This window comes from Akkermansia massiliensis, from assembly GCF_023516715.1.
Taxonomy (GTDB): Bacteria; Verrucomicrobiota; Verrucomicrobiia; order Verrucomicrobiales; family Akkermansiaceae; genus Akkermansia; species Akkermansia massiliensis.
Genome location: NZ_JAMGSI010000001.1, coordinates 297,289 through 318,035 on the forward strand (window position 1 = coordinate 297,289; position 20,747 = coordinate 318,035).

21 protein-coding genes are annotated in these 20,747 nt (G+C 60.5%); 10 read left to right on the forward strand and 11 right to left on the reverse strand.

Features of this window, described 5'->3' with window-relative positions; all coding sequences use genetic code 11:
- Nucleotides 1–9: 9 nt before the first annotated feature.
- The 5 genes from M8N44_RS01325 to M8N44_RS01345 all read right to left on the reverse strand — a co-directional run bounded on the left by M8N44_RS01325 (nt 10) and on the right by M8N44_RS01345 (nt 6,166).
- A complete protein-coding gene (locus M8N44_RS01325) occupies nt 10–1,800 on the reverse strand; it encodes an alpha-1,3-galactosidase-related protein (protein WP_102728886.1) in 1,791 nt (596 codons plus the stop codon).
- Nucleotides 1,801–1,902: 102 nt separating this feature from the next.
- Nucleotides 1,903–2,823 (reverse strand): phytoene/squalene synthase family protein, encoded by a 921-nt coding sequence (locus M8N44_RS01330; protein WP_249852989.1) that lies wholly within the window; start codon nt 2,821–2,823, stop codon nt 1,903–1,905.
- Between the two features lie 39 nt (nt 2,824–2,862).
- On the reverse strand, nt 2,863–4,146 hold the full coding sequence (gene lepB, locus M8N44_RS01335; protein WP_022396151.1) for a signal peptidase I: 1,284 nt from the start codon (nt 4,144–4,146) through the stop codon (nt 2,863–2,865).
- A gap of 55 nt (nt 4,147–4,201) precedes the next feature.
- Complete coding sequence (locus M8N44_RS01340) at nt 4,202–5,578, reverse strand: FAD-binding oxidoreductase (RefSeq protein ID WP_102728884.1); 1,377 nt, start codon at nt 5,576–5,578, stop codon at nt 4,202–4,204.
- A gap of 3 nt (nt 5,579–5,581) precedes the next feature.
- Entirely contained in the window at nt 5,582–6,166 is a 585-nt protein-coding gene (locus M8N44_RS01345) for a DOMON-like domain-containing protein (RefSeq protein ID WP_022396149.1), read from the reverse strand.
- A gap of 92 nt (nt 6,167–6,258) precedes the next feature.
- On the opposite strand from M8N44_RS01345, the gene M8N44_RS01350 reads away from it, so the two are divergent.
- Nucleotides 6,259–6,912, forward strand: coding sequence for an alpha/beta hydrolase family protein (locus tag M8N44_RS01350; protein WP_146021172.1), 654 nt, complete (start codon nt 6,259–6,261; stop codon nt 6,910–6,912).
- A gap of 20 nt (nt 6,913–6,932) precedes the next feature.
- Here the strand turns inward: M8N44_RS01350 and M8N44_RS01355 are convergent, their stop codons facing one another.
- Nucleotides 6,933–7,655 (reverse strand): EpsI family protein, encoded by a 723-nt coding sequence (locus tag M8N44_RS01355; RefSeq protein ID WP_102728882.1) that lies wholly within the window; start codon nt 7,653–7,655, stop codon nt 6,933–6,935.
- Between the two features lie 14 nt (nt 7,656–7,669).
- Nucleotides 7,670–8,569 carry an exosortase/archaeosortase family protein gene (locus M8N44_RS01360; RefSeq protein ID WP_180971833.1) on the reverse strand — a complete coding sequence of 300 codons (900 nt, stop codon included), beginning with the start codon at nt 8,567–8,569 and terminating at the stop codon, nt 7,670–7,672.
- 133 nt (nt 8,570–8,702) lie between these two features.
- On the opposite strand from M8N44_RS01360, the gene M8N44_RS01365 reads away from it, so the two are divergent.
- From M8N44_RS01365 to M8N44_RS01390, 6 genes are all read left to right on the forward strand, one after another.
- Nucleotides 8,703–9,632 (forward strand): ribose-phosphate diphosphokinase, encoded by a 930-nt coding sequence (locus M8N44_RS01365; RefSeq protein WP_102722616.1) that lies wholly within the window; start codon nt 8,703–8,705, stop codon nt 9,630–9,632.
- Nucleotides 9,633–9,765: 133 nt separating this feature from the next.
- On the forward strand, nt 9,766–10,371 hold the full coding sequence (locus tag M8N44_RS01370) for a 50S ribosomal protein L25 (RefSeq protein ID WP_102727434.1): 606 nt from the start codon (nt 9,766–9,768) through the stop codon (nt 10,369–10,371).
- Between the two features lie 143 nt (nt 10,372–10,514).
- Complete coding sequence (locus M8N44_RS01375) at nt 10,515–11,741, forward strand: hypothetical protein (RefSeq protein ID WP_022396142.1); 1,227 nt, start codon at nt 10,515–10,517, stop codon at nt 11,739–11,741.
- Nucleotides 11,742–12,031: 290 nt separating this feature from the next.
- On the forward strand, nt 12,032–12,622 hold the full coding sequence (gene hisB / locus M8N44_RS01380) for an imidazoleglycerol-phosphate dehydratase HisB (RefSeq protein WP_102722573.1): 591 nt from the start codon (nt 12,032–12,034) through the stop codon (nt 12,620–12,622).
- A gap of 4 nt (nt 12,623–12,626) precedes the next feature.
- Nucleotides 12,627–13,235, forward strand: coding sequence for an imidazole glycerol phosphate synthase subunit HisH (hisH, locus tag M8N44_RS01385; RefSeq protein ID WP_022396140.1), 609 nt, complete (start codon nt 12,627–12,629; stop codon nt 13,233–13,235).
- Nucleotides 13,236–13,562: 327 nt separating this feature from the next.
- Complete coding sequence (locus M8N44_RS01390; RefSeq protein ID WP_249852990.1) at nt 13,563–15,029, forward strand: serine hydrolase; 1,467 nt, start codon at nt 13,563–13,565, stop codon at nt 15,027–15,029.
- Between the two features lie 122 nt (nt 15,030–15,151).
- On the opposite strand, the gene rpsF is transcribed toward M8N44_RS01390, so the two are convergent.
- Nucleotides 15,152–15,436, reverse strand: coding sequence for a 30S ribosomal protein S6 (rpsF, locus tag M8N44_RS01395; RefSeq protein ID WP_022396138.1), 285 nt, complete (start codon nt 15,434–15,436; stop codon nt 15,152–15,154).
- A gap of 214 nt (nt 15,437–15,650) precedes the next feature.
- Between rpsF and M8N44_RS01400 the strand changes: the two genes are divergently transcribed.
- On the forward strand, nt 15,651–16,613 hold the full coding sequence (locus M8N44_RS01400) for a hypothetical protein (RefSeq protein ID WP_215458489.1): 963 nt from the start codon (nt 15,651–15,653) through the stop codon (nt 16,611–16,613).
- Here M8N44_RS01400 and M8N44_RS01405 read toward each other — a convergent pair.
- The 3 genes from M8N44_RS01405 to M8N44_RS01415 all read right to left on the reverse strand — a co-directional run bounded on the left by M8N44_RS01405 (nt 16,610) and on the right by M8N44_RS01415 (nt 18,423).
- A complete protein-coding gene (locus M8N44_RS01405; RefSeq protein WP_102728880.1) occupies nt 16,610–17,479 on the reverse strand; it encodes a PdxA family dehydrogenase in 870 nt (289 codons plus the stop codon). The genes M8N44_RS01400 and M8N44_RS01405 overlap by 4 nt on opposite strands.
- Before the next feature lie 19 nt (nt 17,480–17,498).
- The gene (locus M8N44_RS01410; protein ID WP_102728879.1) at nt 17,499–17,768 is read right to left on the reverse strand and encodes a hypothetical protein; all 270 of its coding nucleotides are present in this window, start codon (nt 17,766–17,768) and stop codon (nt 17,499–17,501) included.
- Nucleotides 17,769–18,012: 244 nt separating this feature from the next.
- Nucleotides 18,013–18,423, reverse strand: a complete 411-nt coding sequence (locus M8N44_RS01415) for a thioredoxin domain-containing protein (protein ID WP_102728878.1) — start codon at nt 18,421–18,423, stop codon at nt 18,013–18,015.
- Nucleotides 18,424–18,598: 175 nt separating this feature from the next.
- Here M8N44_RS01415 and M8N44_RS01420 point away from each other — a divergent pair, with 175 nt between their 5' ends.
- Nucleotides 18,599–19,570 carry a D-alanyl-D-alanine carboxypeptidase family protein gene (locus tag M8N44_RS01420; RefSeq protein ID WP_102722569.1) on the forward strand — a complete coding sequence of 324 codons (972 nt, stop codon included), beginning with the start codon at nt 18,599–18,601 and terminating at the stop codon, nt 19,568–19,570.
- A gap of 44 nt (nt 19,571–19,614) precedes the next feature.
- On the forward strand, nt 19,615–20,694 hold the full coding sequence (locus M8N44_RS01425) for a 6-phosphofructokinase (protein ID WP_022396132.1): 1,080 nt from the start codon (nt 19,615–19,617) through the stop codon (nt 20,692–20,694).
- Nucleotides 20,695–20,747 lie beyond the last annotated feature (53 nt).

The following is a 20,747-nucleotide window of genomic DNA, read 5'->3' on the forward strand; positions in this document are numbered from 1 at the left end:
GGAGGCTCCCTACCGGATATCCACCGCCTTCTCCGCGGGAATGTTTTTCCCGTCTTTGGTGAAGGTGTTTTTCTCCGCCTTTACGTTGCCGGTATGGCGGGTGCGGATGGCGGTGCCATTCCTGAGGTCAAACGTATTGCCGGTGATGGTGATGTTCTCGTGAACGTTTCCTTCCGGCTGGGGGGCGTGCGGAACGATCTGGATGACGGCCTCCCCGCATTGAATGAAGGTGTTGCGGGAGATGGCCATGTCCTTGACCACACCGGATTCATACCAGCCGGAGGCGTCATCCTCCACCAGAATGGCAGGCATGCCCGTCTTCTCAAACCGGCACCGTTCAATCAGCACCGGCTTCCTGGTGGTAAGCAGGAAGCCCCTGGTGGGAATGTGGCGGCAAACCGTGTTGCTGACGTGGACGGAGGGCGTCCAGGTGGTGTTCTCCACGGCGTCGTTGGGCTGGATGTTCCCGGGGTTGGGCTGCCGCAGCGTGAGTTCTATTTCCTTCTCATTGAGCTTTTTGATGCCGGAAACGGTATTGGAGGCGTAAGGAACCAGCGTCTTGCAGGAAACGTAGTCAATCCGGTCCCCCACCGCGAAGGCGTCAAAACCGAAGGTCTGGGGGTGCATGAACCGGACGGTGATTTTATTGGGTGCCGGCTGGTCCACAATGCGCAGGTGGGTGCCGTGCACGTTGATGGCGTCGTCATGGGAGGCTCCCAGCACGCAGTCCCTGACGATGATTTTCCCCCTGCATCCGGAAAAATGCAGGTTGTCCGCCCAGGAGGAATTGGTGCGCAGGGAGCCGGGGCGCGGCGCTATCTTCAAGTTATTGAATATGATATTCTCGCTGAACTGGGAAACCACGCCCATGCCGTGCATGTAGTAGATATGGCAGTTGTTCCAGACGATGTTCCTGCTCCTGTGCTGGAAAAATCCGCAGCAGTCCCGCCGCGTGTTGCGGTTCTGGTAGGATTGTCCCGCCCGCATGGTCGGGGCGCCTTCCTTGAACGTGATGCTGATTTTTCCGGGGGACAGTTCTTTAATGACTGTTTTTCCCGGGTCAAAGCGGCCCTGGAAGGTGCCGGAGGCGGCATCGAAGACCTTGGAATATCCTCCCATCCGGAATTCCCAGCCGGGGCCGCGCCAGGTCAGGGAGCCGTCCTTCACCGTATACAGGGTACCGTCCGGAATGGTCGCCTTCATAGTGTTTCCTTCAACTTCCGTCACCAGGAATTCCCCCATGGTAGGGTGCACGTAGTCAAAGCCCAGGCCGTTCAGGGAAACGTTTTCCGCGTGCTCCATGCAGACGAAAATGGCTTTTCCCTCCAGCAGGATGTCGGTGGCTCCCGGCTTGCCCTCCAGTCGTACGTTTTTGGCCTCCACCAGGCGGATGGCCATAGCCTTGGCCTCGTTGGGAGCGTCATTGGTGTTGGAAATCTGCGGCTTTCCGGTGACCAGGGCGCCGTGCTTGAAAACGTGCCTGCCGGGCATGAACCGGATAGTGACCGGGGCCTGTCTGGAGCCTTCCCCCATGAGCGCCAGAGAGGCCGCATGCTCTCCGGGCTGGATGACGAGCGTGTCCCCGCGCGACATGATGAGGCGGTTGGCCGGGGACATGCTCTTCCAGGCCGTGGAGGGGGAAGTTCCGGGGTTGCCGTCGTTTCCCTGGTCCGGGTCTATGTACCAGGTATGGTTCCCGGCGGATTGTGTGCGCTGCGCCCGTTCCGGGTAGTCCGCTGCCGCGCACAGCCCGGTTAGTGTTGTGAGAACAAGAAGCAGGGTGGCTGCGGGAGTTTGCATGCTGCACTCCTACAGGAACACGGCTTTCAGGACAAGCATAATGCCCGCAGGGCCGGAAGGAAAGGCCGTGGTTTTCTGCCCTGCGCGCCGGGAGAGCGGCCCTTACTTTTCATCCTTCCTGCCGGGGCGGGAAAGGAAGCCGACCAGCTTGTCATAGTACGCCTTGGACTTGTCGTAGTAGGACTGGGGGTCGATGTCCAGCTTGGTGCGGAACAGAAGCCAGAGCTTGTGGAAGGTGTTGACGCGGTAGCGGATGTCGAAGATGCGGAAGCCGCCCGCCTTCATTTTGTCCAGAATGGTGTGGTAGATGAGCGCCATGGCCTGGGCGGGAACGAGCGCCGCCCTATCCTCCGGGCTGAGGCGGTTGTATTCCTCCTCCGCCTCCGCGAAGAACTTTTCCGCCAGGTCCGCTTCATATTGCAGCAGTTCCTGAAGCTGGGGGGAATAGACTCTGCCGCGCAGGTCTTCCAGGGTGTAGCCGAAGCTGTCCATGTCCTCTCTGGGCAGGTAGATGCGGTTGGATTTGCCGCAGTCTTCCGCCACGTCACGGATGATGTTCACCATTTGCAGCGCGTGCCCCAGGGCGATGGCGTACGGGTAGGCGGCTTCCCCGGCGCCCATGATGCGGGCGGAGGTGAGGCCCACGCAGCAGGCCACGCAGTAAGTGTAATCCAGCAGTTCGTCACGGTTCAGGGGCTGTTGCTGGCAGATGTCCGAACGGCAGCCTTCAATCAGGTGCAGCATGGGGGTGGTGTCCAGCTCCAGGTCCTGGATGAGGGCGATGATGTCTTCTTCCAGCTCCGTCAGCTCCAGAACGTCTCCGCCGTTGATGACTTCTATCCAGCGGTTCAGGGCGTCGTGGCGTTCTCGGGGCGTCATTCCCGGTTCGTCCACGATGTCGTCCACCGTACGGCAGAAGGCGTAAAATTCCGCCATGTGGCGGCGTTCTTCTTCAGGAAGGTCAATGAGGGCGAAGGCCAGGTTGGACTTGGCCTTGCTTGTAATAGTCTGAGCTTGAGTCATGTCTTGACGGGGAAAGCGTGCCTGCGGAATGGCCGGGAATCAGGGGATAAGCCCCCAGTGGGAAGTGAAGGGCCACAGGCAGAAGCTGGCGGGGCCTACGATGTTGTATTGGTGAACGGGCCCCCAGTACCGGGAGTCAAAGGAATTTTCACGGGTGGAATTGTCGCCCAGGGCCACGTACTCACGCAGGTAGGGGCGTTTTTTATCATTGGAGAGGTGCACGGTTCCCCCTTCCGTGATGTAGGCCCTGCCGTCCAGCAGGCTGAGGGGGGCGGGAAGGGCCACATAGCCGCAGGGCTGGTAGGGGGGCTTGCCGGAAGCTACCCTCTGGATGGTCCATTCCGTGGCCGGTTTTCCGTTGACGATCAATTGGGAATCCCGGATGGACAGGGAATCTCCCGGTACGCCGGAGAGGCGTTTGACGTAGTGCGTTCCGCCTTCCTGCCCAGTGCTGCTTCCCTTGTTGGCGATGCCTTCAATGCCGCGCGTGTCAAAGACGAAGACTTCCCCGCGCTCCGGCTTGCGGAAGTGGTAGGCCATCTTGTTCACCACGATCAGGTCACCGGCGTCAAAGCGGGCGTTCACGATCGTATCCCCCGGCAGGTAGCTTCTGAACGGCGTGTGCCGTTCGGACTCGAAGCGCGGTTCCTGGTTGAGGAAGTAGCGGCGCGTCTCCGCCTCCGCCGCCGGAATTTCCAGCTTGGAGCCGTCGTCGAAAATCACGTTGGTTACCGTGAGCAGGAGGTATTTGGTAGCGGGCTCGAAGCGGACGATTTTCTTTTCCTTGGAGGCCGTTTCATGCACATAGGAGCCGCCGTACAGGATCATGTCCCCGATTTTCTTCATCAGGGTGGGGTCTCCCTCCTGGGGGACGGCGCGGATGCCGTTCAGGGAGGGCTGCATGGAGCCGGTCGGGATGCGGAAGGGCTGGACTACATAACAGCGCAGGCCCAGGAAAATGGCCAGAATCACGAACAGCACCTCCACGTTTTCCGCCAGTCCGGAGGGCAGCGCGCCGGGAATGGATTCCAGCGTGGATTCCAGTTTGGCAGTGATGGTTTCCACCTGCTGCCTGTCACCCCGGCGGAGGGCCGTTTTCAGCAGGTTGCGGTTTTCTTCAAACTCCGCCAGGCGCTCGGGCGGCAAAAGGTCGCGGTTGTAATTGACGTAGCGGCGCACCGCCTTCAGGGCCATGCGGCCTTTCCTGCGCCATTTGGGCGTAAACCAGGCCAGGGGATGGTCCAGAATAAACACCAGGATGGCATCTGCGACCGGGAAATGGTCGTAAAGGGCAGCTAGGATGGACTTGTGCGGGCTGTTCATGAAGTGCGGTTGCCATGATGCCCCGTCCGGGGGCATCATGGAAGTCTATTTTACGTTACGGGAGTCCCATTTTGCCCGGATTCAGCAAATTCCGGGGGTCCAGGGCGGATTTGACCAGTTCGTGCAGGTGGAAGGCTCCTTCTCCCACGGCTTCCCGGAACCATTTGGCCTTCGCCAGGCCGATGCCGTGTTCCCCGGTGATGGTGCCCCCGTGTTCCAGCACCCAGCGGAACAGCCTGTCCACGCAGGCGTCCGCCAGGGCTTTCTTCTCCGGGTCCGCGTAATCGTCCACCATGATGTTGGTGTGAATGTTGCCGTCTCCGGAATGGCCGAAGCATGCGATGTCCAGCCCCGTTTCCCGGTTCATGGCCTCGCAGAATTCCACCAGGTCCACCAGGCGGGACCTGGGGATGACGATGTCTTCATTCAGCTTGGTCATGCCGGTGGCTTTCAGGCTGTAGGAAAATTCACGCCGCAGCTGCCAAATGGCTTCCGCCTTCTCTTCCGTGTCCGCGCGCAGGATGTCGGTTGCGCCGCATTCTTCCAGCAAGGCGCAGAGGGAATCCAGTTCTTCCCGCACGGCGGCCTGCCTGCCGTCCACTTCCACAATCAGGTGGCCGCGGCTGCCGGAGGGCAGGGCGCTGTCCCCCAGGTAGGCCCGCGCGGCGCGAAGGGTGAAGCTGTCCGTTATTTCCAGGGCGGAGGGAAGGTGCCCGCTGTTCAGGATGCGCTGCACGGCGGCGGCGGCCAGCGGGAACTGAGGGAAGCTGGCGCTGAGCGCGCCGAAGGCTTCCGGATGGGGGATGATCCGCAGAATGGCCCGGGTGACGATGCCCAGCATCCCTTCCGAACCGATGAAGAGGTCCCCGAGGTCGAAGCCCGTTTTGTTCTTGTGGGTGCGCCCTCCGCATTCCACCACTTCCCCGCTAGCAAGCACTACGGTCAGGCCCAGCACGTAGGCCTTGGTGACTCCGTATTTCAGGCACCTGGGGCCTCCTGCGTTCGTGGCGATGTTGCCTCCGATGCTGCATTCCTTCCTGGACGCCGGGTCCGGTGGGTAGAACCACCCCAGGGCGCGTACTTCCCGCTGGAGGTCCGCCGTGATGACGCCGGGTTCCACCACGGCCACGCCGTCTTCCGGGGAGATTTCCAGAATGCGGTTCATCCGTTCCAGGGAAAGGCTGATGCCTCCGCGCACGGGAACGCAGCCCCCTACGTATCCCACGCCGCCGCCGCGGGCCGTGACGGGAATGTTCATGGAGGAGGCGTAGCGCAGGAGCAGGGAGACGTCCTCCGTGCTCTCCGGGAAAACGACCGCCTCCGGGAGCACGGACGCGTACCATTTGTCCCCGGCGTGCGCGGCCAGCACATCCGGAGCCCCGGAGACCTTTTCAGGCCCCAGGATGCGGGAAATGTCTTCTTCCAAAGACATGGATTACTTGAGAATGGGGGTGCAGAAGCAGTCCGGGCGGTGGAAGTCCGGGTTGCCGGAAAGGTCGTCCGCCGTAGTCAGGAAAATCTGGTCCGGGGTGTCCAGGATGAACGTGGCGGCCAGCTTGCAGTCGCGTACGTCCACGCCGCGCAGTTCGTTCAGCGGAATGCGGGCCATGGCGCACCAGCCCTCGTCCGTCAGGATGCATTTGGTATCCACGGCCAGCGGGGCGGGAATGTCTTCATTGGCCCGGCGGGTGTCGGAAAAGGCGCAGGCCCACCACGCGCCGTTGGGCGCAAGGTTGAATTCCCAGTAATTGGTGCCGTCCCCGGCGGCCATGAACCATTCCGCCAGGTCGTACCGCCACAGCTCCGGCAGGAACTGGCCGGGCCGGGCGTCCGGATGGACGGTGGCTTCCTTGCTGCGGGAGGCCAGGAACCAGAGGTACTCGCCGTCCGTGGCGAAGGCGAACTCCGCGCTTGGCTCCACGTCGTAGCCGAACCAGTCGTTGACGAGTTCCTGGCGGGGCAGGGAGGCAAGCTGGTCAAAGCTTCCGTTGAAGGCCCATTGGTGAATGATTACTTGCATACCATCACATTTGGACAGTTTGCAGGTTTTATCAAGCCAGAACGTCTTATGGACTTGGATATTGACGTGATTTCTCCATCATGGGCTCCGTCATGCATTTTCAAAGGACGCTGAACCTGCTTTCCCGCGGAAGCGCTCCCGGTTACCTGGCCGTGTTCATCGGCGGCTTCGGGGACGTGGTGGCGGGTTGCCTGAGCCGGGTGGAAAAGAGGTTTCCCGGTTTTTTGCCGGGAGTGGCGCATGCCACGGCCTATTACCACTGGGACGGGGGCGGCTGCGGCGTGTTCCTGGACAGGTGCGGAAAAATTGCGGCGGAGCTGGAAGAGCTGCGCCGGGAATGCCCCGGGCTGCCCATCGTGTTGATAGGGCACAGCTACGGAGGCTCCTGCGCGGTGGAAGTAGCCAGGCGCCAGTCTGTTCAGGCCGCTCCGCTCTGCCTCCTGACCATAGACGCCGTGGCGCGCCGGCAGAAAAACGCGCGCCCGGCCTGCGTGGAATGGTGGGGGAACGCCTACTTGCGGGACGGGGGCGGCTTCATGGACGTGGTGCCCAGGATCGGCGGCCGCTGGGGGCACTGCGCCGGGGCGGACGCCAACCTGGCTTTTTCCGGCTACCGGCGCGACCGGGAGGGCCGCCTTTATTCCCACCGGAGGCCCGCTCCCATGCTGTATGAAGCCCCCGCGGAAGAAACGTGCAGCCTTTTTCAGGCGGCCTCCGCATGGCTGGAAGGCCGTCTTCCGGGCTGACCGCCGCGGGGCGGGGAGCGCTACCGGTCCAGTTCGTCCCACTTCACCAGTTGGGAAAGAAGCTGGCTGATGAGGCGCTCCGTCTGTTTCCGGGCTTCCTCCTCCGGCACCTTGATCTTGTCCCCGTACGCGGTGGAAATCTGGAAGTAGCACCAGCGCTGGTCCACGCCGTACAGCACCCTGTCCTTCATATCCGTCAGGGTACGGGCCAGGTGGTCCTCCGTCATGTGGCGGTGGCCGATGAACACGTAATAGTGCATGCTGTCCAGAATGATGGGCTGCGGCTGGTCCGGAGTGATGTTCTGCTGGGATTTCAGCTTGGTCATCCTGATAATTCCGTGGCCTTCCACGGGCACCTCCACCTTGGTTCCCGTCAGGTTGAAATGACCCTGGGCCGGAAGGCAGCGTTCCGGGCGGTGGATGGAGTTGTTCAGGTCATGGCCGGATTTGACGATGGAGACGCGGCACAGCACGGGAGCGGTTTCCGGCGCGTCCAGGCTGATGGGGACTTCCTGCACGTAATCCGCCTTGGAGAATTCCGTGTCCGGAGCCAGGATGCCGCGCTCCTGTTCAGACTCCTGCCGGCGCGTGCCGTGCCAGCCGTCCGGATTCATGCCGGTGGGGAGGGCCATGCTGATGGACGAATCCTGCACCTCTCCCTTGCGCGGCATCAGGTAAATGCCGCCGAGCGTGACGGCCAGCAGGAGGGGAAGGGCGAAAATCTTGAGCGTTTTAATGTTCATGGCGGCGGAAACGCTTAGTGGGACTTGTTCATTTTAACGACCAGCTTTTTGCGCCGGGACGGCTTCCAGATCAGCTCCCCGGCCAGCAGGGAGTGGACGGCCGCCAGGCCGAGAAGGCAGATGGGGAAGAAGAACAGCAGGCCGGACCAGTCGTGCCAGGTTTTCGCGGCAAACTCGGGGTCCCCGTATTCCGCCAGCACCACAATGCTGGTGATGCGGACGCCGTTGCCGATGACGGCCAGGGGAATGGCGCTGAGGAAGAGCACGCATTTTTTCCAAAACTTCAGGTCGGACAGGTAGGCCCAGGCGGCGGACAGCATGAGCAGGGCCATCAGGGAGCGCATGCCGCTGCACCCCCCTGAGATGTTGAAGGCGTCCCAGTGGCCGCCGGTGGAGCGGATGTTGGTGCCTTGCAGGTAGGTATCCACGCCGAAAAGGGCCGCACCCAGGTGCCCCAGCTCCGTGGCGACGATTTGCAGCTCCACCGTGGCCTGCTGGAAAGAGGGAAGGGGAATGCACAGCCAGAAGAAGAGCAGGGGGAAGGCGCACAGCCTGGCGATCTGCGGTCCGGCCAGGTACCAGGCTCCGCCCAGCAGGATCAGGGGAAGCGCGCCCACGGCCACGCGGGGCTGTCCCACGCGGAAGGAGAGCGCCAGAAGCAGGGCCGCCGGGATGAAAAGGATCAGCCCGCGCCAGTCCATGCGCCTGGGCGCCTGGGCAATCTTCTTTCTGGCGTGGTACAGCATGAAGGCGATGATGGGGACCACCAGCCAGCCGTGTTCGTAATCCGTCTGCTTGTTCCAGGAGGAAACGAGCCACTGGATGCTGCTTTCATTCCCGGTAGAGCCGAATTCGGGAAACGCCAGGTAGGGCACCGCCAGCAGGATGGCGCACACGGCCAGGGCAGCAATCATGGGGACGGTTAGAAATCTCTCTTTGGCATCTGGAACGGGGGAACCCATCATGGAGAAAAATCAAATTGTGAGAATTAAGTATTGCGATTATGTGGACCTGTGTTCAGAATGCGTCCGCTTTTCAGTTTCCGGTATGAAGATTATCAGCGGTACAGCACACAGAGAACTTGCGGAGCGCATTGCGCAAAGCGTAGGCATTCAGTTGACGGACGTCACGGTGAACACTTTCCCCGATGGGGAAAGTTTTGTAAAGATAAATGAAAACATCCGCGGCAAGGATGTTTTCCTCATTCAGCCCACCTGCCCCCCCACCAACCATAACATCATGGAATTGTGCGTGATGGTGGACGCCGCCCGCCGTGCCAGCGCCGGACGCATCACCGCGGTGGTTCCCTTCTTCGGGTACGCCCGCCAGGACCGCAAGGACCAGCCCCGCGTTCCCATTACCGCCAAGCTGGTGGCCAACCTGCTGACCGCCGCCGGCGTGGACCGCGTGCTGACCATGGACCTGCACGCCGCCCAGATCCAGGGCTTCTTCGATATTCCGGTGGACCACCTGTACGCCGCTCCCGTTTTAATCCGCCACTTGCGCGAGCACTATGTAAAAGACCTCCAGAACCTGGTCGTCGTCTCCCCGGACGTGGGCGGCGTGAAAATGGCCCGCGCCTATTCCGACGCCCTGGGTGCGGAGCTGGCCATCGTCGCCAAGCACCGCGTCAACGCCACGCATGTGGAAGCCATGAACGTCATCGGTGATGTGGAAGGCCGTGACGCCGTCCTGATTGACGACATGACGGAGACCGCCGGCACCCTGTGCGCCGCCGCCAACATCCTGAAGGAGCGCGGCGCCCAGCGCGTGTTTGCCTGCGTGTCCCACGGCGTGCTGGGGGACATGGCCCGCGAACGCATTGCCGGCTCCTGCATTGAACGCGTTCTTACCTCCGACACCGTTCCCATGGCCTATGGCCCCAAGGTGGACTGCATCAGCGTGGGCGACCTGCTGGGCCATGCCGTGCAGCGCATACATGACGGAGAATCCGTATCATCATTATTTGACATTTAGCCAATTTTAGTGCAGAGTCCTGCGCCCTGACCTGAGTACTGGTTTACGCGGGTTCAGAAATCCCGGCGGGGCCTCTGCCTGAACCCGATTAGGAAACATTATCAATCAACACTCAATATTGCCTCTATAAAACATGGCTACATCCCATTCCCTCAAGGCCGAAACGAGAGCCTGCGGCTCCGGTAATCTGAAGCAACTCCGCAGCCAGGGCCTGGTCCCCGGCGTGGTTTACGGTCCCGGTTTTGACAACGTCAATATCCAGGTTGACGCCCGCGAATTCGCTCGCATGCTGGCTTCCGCCGTTTCCGAACATATCCTGGTGGCCCTGGACATTAACGGCAAGATCGTGAAGGCCCTCCTCAAGGAAGTGCAGCACAACCCCATCACCAACGCCTGCCTGCATGTGGACTTCCAGGCCGTGACCGACACCACGGTCATTCACTCCATCGTTCCCGTTATTCTGGAAGGCGAAGCCGCCGGCGTAGCCCTGGGCGGCGTGCTGGACCAGACCATTCATGAACTGGCTATCGTCTGCCAGGTGAAGAACCTGCCGGAAGCCATTACTGCCGACATCTCCGGCCTGAAGCTGGGTGAAACCCTGCGCATTGCCGATCTCAAGCTGCCCTCCGGCGTGAACACGGAACTGGCCGGCGACGTGATCGTGGCCATCGTGGAAGCCCCCCGCGTTTCCAGTGAGGAAGCCGCTCCGGCCGCTGAAGAAGCCGCTGCCGAGAAGTAAGCCTGAAACAGCCTGTTTTTTATCTCTCCGGGCCCGGAACCGTTTTTACGGCTCCGGGCTTTTTTTTGTCGCCAAGAGGGCGTCTTCTGGTAAAGTGCAAGATACGTATTCGTCAGATTACTCTGGAAAAAAGCCTTAGATTTATGAACAAGTCCCTCATATTGGCGTTGACCGCACTCGTTCCGCTTGCCGCGGCGGATGAAGTAAAACTCAAGGATGGAACCGTTTACAAGGATTGCACCGTGGAGGTGGAAACGCCGGAAAGCGTCAGCCTCCTGGTCCCCGTAGCCGGCGGGATCAAGGATTCCGTGACCGTTAAAAGGGAACTGATTGAATCCATCAAGAAGGCGACTCCGGATGAACTGGAGGCCGCCAAGATCAACAAGACGTACGCCAAGCCGGAAACCATGAACGCCAAGGACCTGGAAAGCGCCCTGGCGGACCTGGACAAGACCATCAAGAAGAATCCCCAGGGGCTTGCCCATGACGCCGCCGTCAAGGCCAGGGCCAGGGTGGTGGTTCTGCTGGAGGAGAAGAAGCTGGTGGAAGGAGCCCAGGCCGCCCAGGAAGCCAAGGAGGAAGCGGAAGTGACCGTGCGCACCAAATATGACCATGAGGCCAATAAGCTGTTGAAGCGCTTCAAGGCGCTTGCCGTGCGCAATCCCTACCAGGCCATGGCTGTGTACGACCGCCTGCGTGACGGCTACCCCGGCTCCGCCGCTTTGGCGGACGCCTATCCGGATGCCTCCAGAATCGCCGGCCAGCTCAACCGCAAGCTGGAGGTCATGATAGCCGCCAAGGAAAAAGCCCTGGAAAAGGAACGTGAAACCTTGAGAAAGGAAGAGGAAAAGCGCCGCGGAGACCCCAAGCTGACGAAAGAGCAGCGCCAGCTCCTGATGGACGCTTTCCAGAAAAGGCAGACCGCCATCCGGGAGCGTGAAAACCAGCTCACGGAAGTGCACCGGGCCTTGCGCAAGAAGGTCAAGGAGCGCGGGGACCGGTGGTTTGAACCTGCGGCCGGCTCCCTGGAAGCCATGAGGGACGTCAAGCTGGTGGCCGCTACGGATGCGGAACGCCTGAAAAACCAGGACCCGGAAAACGGGGCTGGCTCCGCCGCACTGGAAAAGGCCTGGAACCTGTGTGACGAGAAGAAATTTGACGAGGCCATGGAGGCCCTGACGGAAGTCCGCACCGCCCAGGTTCCCAGGGAATACTATGAGGAACTGACGGAGACGGTGCGCGCGGGCCTGCAGGAACAGCGTGCCCGCGAACGCGCGGAACGTGCGGAAGCGGCGCGCAAGGCCCGTGAAGACCGGGATAAGAAGCGCCAGGAGGAACGGGCTGCCGCTGCCAAGGCCAGGAAAAAATAATCCGGCTGTTTCCCGGAGAAAAGACCCTCCGGGGAGCGCCGCAGAAATGGCCTTCATGGACAGGATGGATCAAGTAAAGCTGGACCCATTCTGTTTGTCGGGCCTGTTTAGTCCATTTACCCCGTGTTGTTTAATATAAAAGCCTCCTGGAATTCTTCTGATGGAGGGGGCTCCGGTGGCATGGCCCTATTACTGGGCCATGCGGTTTTTTGCGCGGAAAAGCGGGCAAATCTTACCCCATGCGGTATTTCCTGCTTTCTTCCGCCGCGGCTTCGGTATAGAAGAGTCACATGAGGAACGCTTCTTGCAAACGGGTCACCGGTGAAACGGACATCAGCATGGAACTGAACCTGGACGGCACCGGGTGCGCCGCCGTCGCCACGGGCCATGCGTTTTTTGACCACATGCTGGATTTGCTGGCTCGCCATTCCCTGATGGACCTGACCCTCCAGGCCCGCGGCGACCTGGAGGTGGACGCCCACCACACGGTGGAGGACGTAGGAATAGTTCTGGGGGAATGCATCAAGAACGCCCTGGGGGACAAGAAGGGAATTGCGCGCTACGGCTGTTCCTACCTGCCCATGGATGAAACCCTTACGCGCGTGGTGATGGACCTGAGCAACCGCCCGTATGTGGTCTTCCGCATTCCGGAAGGGGGCCTTCCGGACGCGCCCAACTTTCCGCTGACCCTGTGCGAGGAATTCTGCCGCGCCCTGGCCAACAACCTGCGCTGCAACCTGCATGTGGAAGTGCTCTACGGCAGGGACGGCCACCATATTGCGGAATCCGTCTTCAAGGGCATCGCCCATGCGCTGCGGCAGGCCGCGGCCATTGACCCGCGTGCCGCCGGGACGCTGCCTTCAACCAAGGGAATGCTGTAAGTCCATGAAGCTCGGCGTGATTGATTACGGCGCGGGCAACCTCCGCAGCGTGCTGAACACCTTTGAGGCTGCCGGCGTGACTGGCCATCTGGTCCGCACGCCGGAGGATGCGGCAGGCGTGACCCATCTGGTTCTTCCCGGTGTGGGCGCCTTCGGCGACTGCGCGGAAAAGCTGCGCAGCCAGGAGCTGGTGCCGCTGATCCGGACGTGGATAGGGCAGGACAAGCCTTTTCTGGGCATCTGCGTGGGCTACCAGGTTCTCTTTGAAACCGGGGAGGAAGACGAACAGGTGCCCGGACTGGGCATCTTCAAGGGCCGCGTGGTCCGTTTTGCGGAATCGGAACTCAAGGTGCCCCACATGGGATGGAACAGCCTGACTCTTTCCAATCCCGCCGATCCCATCTGGAAAGGCATGGGGCCGGAGCCGTACTTCTACTTTGTGCACTCCTATTATCCGCAGCCGGAGGATGAATCCCTAGCGGCCGCCTTCTGCACCTACGGCGTGCGTTTTGCCGCCGCCATCAGGCGCGGCAACCTGGTCGCCACGCAGTTCCACCCGGAAAAAAGCCAGAAACTGGGCGTGAAGCTGCTGGAAAACTTCGTTTCCCTGTAGCCCGCAAATCACGGAACCGGGACGGGAGGACCCTTTTCCTGGAGGACGGGGCAGGGGAGGATTGCATTCTCCCGCCTTTGCGTTATTTTGGGGATAGTGATGACAAATTGAATGAACCGTATGCGCGGAATGCGGTCTTATAAAAAGACACCCATGAATAAATCATTCAGGTTAACAGGAGGGATTCTCGCATGCGCGTGCATGCTGGGCGGCCTTCCCGCACATGCAAATAACATCCCCACCAAAATGTCCGCTCAAGAATCTGCAACCATCCAGCTCCCGGCTCAGGGCCGCGGAAATTCCAGGGTAGAGTACCTTGGGTAGTCCATGGACCAGTTGATTTACGACTTCATGCAGGAGGAAAAAATTCCCGGCATGACCCTTGCGATTGTCCAGGCCCCCTACATTCCCCGCGTGGTAGGATACGGCTTGTCCAATGCGGAAACGGGCCTGCTGTCTTCCACCAATACCTTGTGGCCTGCGGCGGAAATCTCCCAGGGATATGCCGCCATTGCCGCCTTCCAGCTCGTGGAAAAGGGCAAAATGGACATCCATGACAAGGTGTCCCGCTATGTGGCCGGCCTGCCGGAAGCCTGGCAGAATGTCTCCGTGCTCCAGCTTCTTCAGCATTCCTCCGGCATTCCGGACTACAGGAAATCCCCCCAGTTCGATATAGGCCGGGATTATGATCCGGCGGAACTCCTTTCCCTGGTCAGGCTGAACGATTTGGAATTCCCCTCCGGAACGGACGTGCGCCAGAGCGCCACGAACTTCCTGCTTCTGTCCATGGTCATTGATGCGGTGGCGGGCATGCCTTATGAGGAATTCGTCCGGGAAAACCAGTTCCAGCCGCTGGGCCTCCAGCACACCATGTTCGGGAAGGATCTGGGAGCCGTGCAGCAGGACAACGTGCGCGAACACGGCAACAGGCATTCCCTGTTCAAATCCCGTGTGGAATATGTGGACCCGGCGGAAACGGCGGCGGGCTATGCGGTAAAGGACGGCGCCGTTAAATCCGTTCCGCCGCCCGCGCGCTCCTCCCTGCGCGGTTTTTCGGACATCTGGTCCACGCCGCAGGAAATCAGCTTCTGGGACATTTGCCTGGCGGGCTCCATCCTGGTGAAGGATGAAAAGCACCGGGACATGATTTACAAGCCCATCCGGCTGGACAACGGGAAAATCGTTCCGGCCATGGCCGGCTGGCAGTTCCCTCACCACAAGGGCCTGATGGATATTAAAGGCGGCGTTCCCGGCTTCTCCTCCTACATCTGCCGGTTCACGGATCCGTCCGAACTCGTGTGCGTGACGCTGACGGCGAACAAGGAGGGCGTGGACCTGACCAATCTGGCGCGCCGCATCGCCGGGGCGCTGGATCCCAAGCTGGGCTCCGGCCATCTGGACGACGATTCCCTGTATCTTTATGAAAGCGTCTTCGGCGTGGACGAAACCATGGAGCGCATTGAAAAAATTCTGGCGGAAAAATCCATTCCCGTCTTTGCCAGGATTGACCACGGTAAGAACGCCCGTGAAGCCGGACTGGAAATGCCCCCCTCCAAGGTCGTCATCTTCGGCTCTCCCAAGGTAGGCACCAACCTGATGCTGGAAAACCCGGGCATTGCCACGGAACTGCCCCTGCGCATTGCCGTATGGGAGGATAAGGAGGGCAGCACCTGGATCAGCTTTCCCCACATGGAAAAAATTGCCAGGGCATACGGCGTGGAAAATCTGCCTCCTGTTGCCCCCATCCGCCAGCTGCTGAGGAACATTGTCTCCAGGGCGGCAAACGTTTACTGAACAAGGCTTCCCTGCTTCCGTGCACGGAAGGAACTGGCCATAAGAAAAGAACCGCCTCTTTAGGGAGGCGGTTCTTTTTGATAAAAGGCAAGGAGCGGATGCTTCGTCCGCATGGGCCGGCTTTAGCCGAGCACCTTGTAGTACTGAAGGTGAATCTGGGGATTCAGGCGAAGGCGTTCGCGGATGGTCTTGATGGCGGAAGGTTCCGCAGAGAACGTGTAGGTCACGTACTGGCCGGCGGAAAGGTGGTTGGATTCGTAAGCGAATTCGCGGCGGCCGGTGTTTTCCGTGGCGGTGATGTCGGCGCCTTCTTCCTTCATCGTGGCGGCTACGGTATTGATCAACTCCTCAACGGGGGTTTCCGTACCCTTCATGTTGAATACGATAAGAGCTTCGTAATTTCTCATGGTCTTGTGATAATTAGAAATGTGTCGTGCGAACGGTGCGCACCTTGCGGGCAAGTAAGGTGCAATGATTGTCTTCAGAAAGCAAGCCTATTTTTTACCTTGTTTCCGGGAAGATGCCGTTTCCTGCATTTTATTCCCGCCGGGGAAGGAAAGAATGGGGAACGCCGCAACGGAAGAGATTGACTTTTCCCGTACGGTTGCCAATCATCCGTTCATGGTGAAATTGTTCTGCATGGCGCTTCTTGCCGGATTCCTCTGCTGCGGGAGCGCCCGTTCCGGCGTCCGGATGGTGGATGTGGTGGGGGATGAAACGTTTACCAGGGCTCTGGAGACGATTGGCAGCCAGGTGAAGGATTCCTCCTCCTGCAAAAAAGTGGTCAAGGAATTGAACCGGGAGGCTGACCGGATGGAAAAGGCGTGGCGGGAGGCGTTCATGTCCGGACCCCCTACCACGCAGGAGTGGTGCCGTGTGGCTGACGTGGATGTGCAGTTGTTCAGAAAAATGGCGGAAAGCAGGAAACGGGAAAAAAAGGAGGAGATAGTTTCCTTATCGGAATTGGAGGATGACGGCGTCATTACCCATGAGGAGGCGGAAGAGGGATTTTCTGCGCTGCGCAGGATGATGTGGGCGTCCAAGACGGCGATAGACTCCCTGGATAATTTCATCGCGCAGGCGGAACTGCCTTTGCCGTCATCCCCGGAGGGAGACTCCTATGAAAAGCTGCTGGCCTGGAAGTTGAATCCTGAATCTTCCCTGTCTTATAAGATAGATCACGACCCGCTGGTCAACGGCAGTCTGGAAGAAACGCTGCAACGGTGCTGGAGTGGCGAAGTTCTGGGGTTGTTGACGGATACGGTTCCCCGGATTTCCCGTGAGAGGCGTTTTTTGTTAATCCGGTGTTATGCAGACCGGCAGGTGGAGATGGCGGAAAGGTTTTCCAGGCTTCCGGCCCTGACGCCTGAACAATGGTGCTGGTTCCAAAAGAGGGAGCATGACAGGGAAGCCTTGGAACGTTCCGCCGCAGATCTGTTAACGATTGCTCTGCTTTTGTGGAATAAAGGAGAAAGGGAGGAAAGTGATCCCCTGATGGAAGAAACCTTCCGGTATTGGGTTTCAGCCTCGGAACGGGTGGCAGAGGTGTGGCGGAAAAAACTCCGGAAAGAAGAGGGGCGTTAACGCGTCTGCGCCATCCTTACGGCCAGCTGGAAGGCGTGGATGGTGCTGGACGGATTGGCCTTTCCGGCGCCCGCCAGGTTGAAGGCGGTTCCGTGGTCCGGGCTCAGCCGGGGGCGGGGAAGGCCCAGCGTGACATTCACGGCGGTATGGAAGTCCACCAGTTTTAGCGGAATCAGCCCCTGGTCATGGTATGGGGCCAGCACGGCGTCATAGTTCCCTTCCACGGCGTCCCGGTACACGCAGTCCGGAACGGACGGACCGTCAAATTCCGCGTCCGGATGAATGGCCCCCAGCCGTTCTACGGCCGGGGCAATAATAGTTCCGTCCTCGTCGCCGAAGGCGCCGTGTTCCCCGGCATGGGGGTTCAGGGCCGCCAGGGCGATGCGCGGGCGGAGGATTCCCTTGCGGAGGCAGAAATTTTTCAACAGGGTTCCGATGCGGACCAGTTCCTCCGTGTTCAGCAGGGACGGCACGCTTTGAAGGGACGTGTGGATGGTGGCCAGGCCCACCGTCAGCCGTTTTCCGGTCAGGCACATGGCGTAATTGCCCGTATCCAGGCGTTCCGCGAAGAATTCCGTCTGTCCCGGCCAGCGGAAGCCTGCCTCGTGCAGGGTTTCCTTGCAGACGGGCGCGGTGACGACGGCGTCAACCGTTCCTTCCCGCAGGGCATGGGCCGCCTGTTCCAGATGGTCAAAGGCGTGCTTGGCGGATTCCGCATTCGGCCTGCCGAGGCGGACCTGCACCCTCTTGCCGATGAGGCGGTATTCCGCCCCTTCCGGGAGCTCTCCGGAGGCAAGAGCTGCGGAGATGACTTCCGGGCCTATGCCTGACTGGTCGCCCAGCGTGTATCCGATAACCGGTTTCATGGTGTGGAAAGTGGCGCCCTTACAATTCCGTGGCTTCCGGTATCCCCGTGGCGGGAGCCGGAACTTCTTCCGCAGGGGGGGCAGCGGGAGCAGGGGCTTCTGCCGCCGGGCCCGCCTGGAGGGCGGCAGCCCGCTTCTCCATGTTGATGACCTGCGTGGTTTTTTCCGGTTCGTCAGGGTTGCGGAGTTCGAACTCCAGGTGGGAGTTGGTGGACCAGTGGTAGTAAATGGTGGCGCCAAGGGCGGCCAGCACCAGAATGAGGAGAATGGAACCGAAGAAGGAGCGCATGCCGTTACTGTGTCCTGACGGAAAGGGGAATTCAAGAAATTATCAAGACCGCCTGCATGGGCTGGAAACGCCGTAAACGGCCACGTAAAACTCCGCCGCTGCGCACGCCCATTTCCGGAAGGGGCGGCGGCGCAGAAAGAAGGCGCCCAGAAGCAGAGCGGCGACTGCGCCGGCGCATGCCGGCCCAATCCCGGCGCGTGGGGCAGCTGTAAAAGGAGGGAAGACGAAGGCGGCGTGGAAAGATTCAGGACAGTATTTTAACCGCAAGGAACAGAATAATGAGCAGGATCACGAAGCCGATAATCCTGCCCGCCACGCTGCCGCCTTCCCCGTGCTGGCCGCACATGGGGCAATGCTCCGTGCCGTTCACGCCGCCGCACTCCATGCCGCACGCGCCGCAGGCGGAATCTTCCTCCCCTTCCTGCGCGTGGTCTTCAAAGAGGATTTCCAGCTCGCGCACGGAGGGCTCCACGCCGGAAACGACGATCTCCCCGTCAATGGCGAGGGCGGGAAGCAGAGCGCCGACCTGCTCCGGCGCGGCTTCCGTTTCCCGCATCTCCGGTTTCATGCCCAGACGGTCCAGCGCCTGGCGGGCGTTGGAGCGCAGGGCGTTTCCCGGAAAGTCCCGGTTGTAAAAAAATTGAATGCTGGTCATGGCGTTGGGGATGTCCGGACTGCTTCCGTTTGCGGGAAACGGCTTCCTCCAACAAATAGGATAGGAGCCGAAAGGTCAATGCGTTTTTCCGTGTCATGACATATAAGTGTTGTACGGAAAATATTTTAGACTTTTCAAACGTGGGGGGAACGGGCACTATCCCGCCGGTCCCGCCATGAAAAAGCTATCTCTATTCCTCTTGACCCTGGCCTGTGTATTCCAGTTCTCCGCCCAGGCGCAGGAACGGCCCAGTTACATCGCCATTGAGGCCAATTCCGGCAAACTTCTTTTCAGTTCCAACGCGGAAGCAAAACGGCCCGTAGCCAGCCTCTCCCAGGTAGCTACCGCCATGGTGACGCTGGACTGGGTGGCCCGCACGCGCCTGCCGCTGGACACCTTCATCGCCGTGCCGCAGGAAGCCTTCGGCCTCCGCGCCGGAAATCCCATGGACCTCCAGCCGGGAGACCGCCTGACGCTCCGGGACGCGCTGTATTCCACCCTGCTGGGCTCGGACAACGTGTCCGCCCTGACCATCGCCTCCTTTGTGGGCCGTGACCTGGTGTCCCGCCGGGGCGGCGGCTCACCCATTGCCGCCTTCGTGACGGAAATGAACAACCTGGCTCGTTCCCTGAGGATGGCCAAGACGCGCTTCACCGCTCCCCACGGCCTGGACGCGGGCAACTCCGTTTCCACCTCCTGCGCGCTGGACATGGCCCTGCTGGGTGTTTACAGCATGCAGAACCCGGCTTTCTGCTACATCGTTTCCCAGGCGAGCCGCCGCATTGAGGTGCAGTCCCAGACCAAGGGCAGGACGATGTATGATATTTCCAACAACAACAAGCTCATGAGCTCTCCCGGCGTGGACGGCATCAAGGCGGGAACCTCCCGCGCCGCCGGCCCCTGCCTGCTGCTCAGCGTGACGCGCAACGCCATCTCCCGCCGCAGCCCCCAGACGGGGACGGAGGTGATTTACCCGCAGCGCATGATTATTGTGGTGCTCGGCTCTGCGAACCGCTATCCCCTGGCCAAGCAGATGATGACCACCGGCTGGCGGGTGTGGGAAAACTGGCAGGCTTCCGGCATGGACATGAAGGATCCCAAGGAGTTTGTCCAGCTTCCCGTGAAATCTGGTACAGAAAAGAGATAGGAAGTAGACGGCCCCGGAATTTTCTGCTATAAGAGGCACCGAATATGAACATCGGTGTTTTGAATAGCGGGGGTGACTCTCCCGGGTTGAATGCAGTCATTGAAGGTGTGGTAGGCGCGGCTTCCCGCCGCGGCTGGAACGTTGTCGGTTTTTACGACGGTTTTGAAGGGCTTCTGTCCGAGGAAGGCAATGAACGGTTTGAATGGCTGACTCCTGTCTGCTGCCGCGGCTTGCGCGCCAAGGGCGGCACCATCCTGGGAACCGTGAACAAGGGGAACTTCGCCATCAAGGTAGGCGTGGACCAGAAGGGGGCGATTGAACCCGCCGTGCTGGAAAAGACCAAGGCCACCATCCGGCGGCTGGGCCTGGACGCCCTGATCGTCGTGGGCGGAGACGGCTCCCAGTCCACAGCTCTGCTGCTTTCTGAAATAGGCCTTCCCGTGGTAGGGGTGCCCAAGACCATTGACAACGACCTGGGCGCGACCGATGTCACCTTCGGCTTCTACAGCGCCGTTTCCATCGTCTCCGAATCCCTGGACCGCCTGGAAACCACCGCAAACGCGCACCAGCGCATGATGGTGGTGGAAGTGATGGGGCGGCATGCGGGGTGGATTGCCCTGGAAGGCGGCATCGCCGGAAGCGCGGATGTGATCCTGCTGCCGGAAATTCCCTTCTCCATTGAAAATGTGGTGAAATGCATCAAGGACCGCAAGGCGGCCGGGCAGCGGGAAATCCTGGTAGTGGTCTCTGAAGGCGCCCGCCTGGCGGACGAACTGGTGCTGCTGGATGAAAAGACCCAGGGGGAAGTGCGCCTGGGAGGCATCGGCAAGGTGATCTCCAAGAAACTGGAGGAAGCCACGGGAATTGAAACGCGTTCCTGCGTGCTGGGCCATATCCAGCGCGGCGGTTCCCCCTGCGCCTATGACCGTATTCTGGGCGTGCGGTTCGGCAGTTACGCCGTGGAGCTGGTGGAAAAGCGCAAGTTCAGCTGCATGGTTGCCCTCCGGGGAACGCAGATGACTGCCGTGCCCATTGAGGAAGCCGTGAAAACCCTGAAGCTGGTGGACCCCGACTGCCAGCTGGTGCGCACGGCGCGCGACCTGGGCGTATGCTTCGGGGACTGACGTTCCTCCATTTGCAGGCGAACAATGCGGCCTCCTGCGGCGTTGACTGTTTT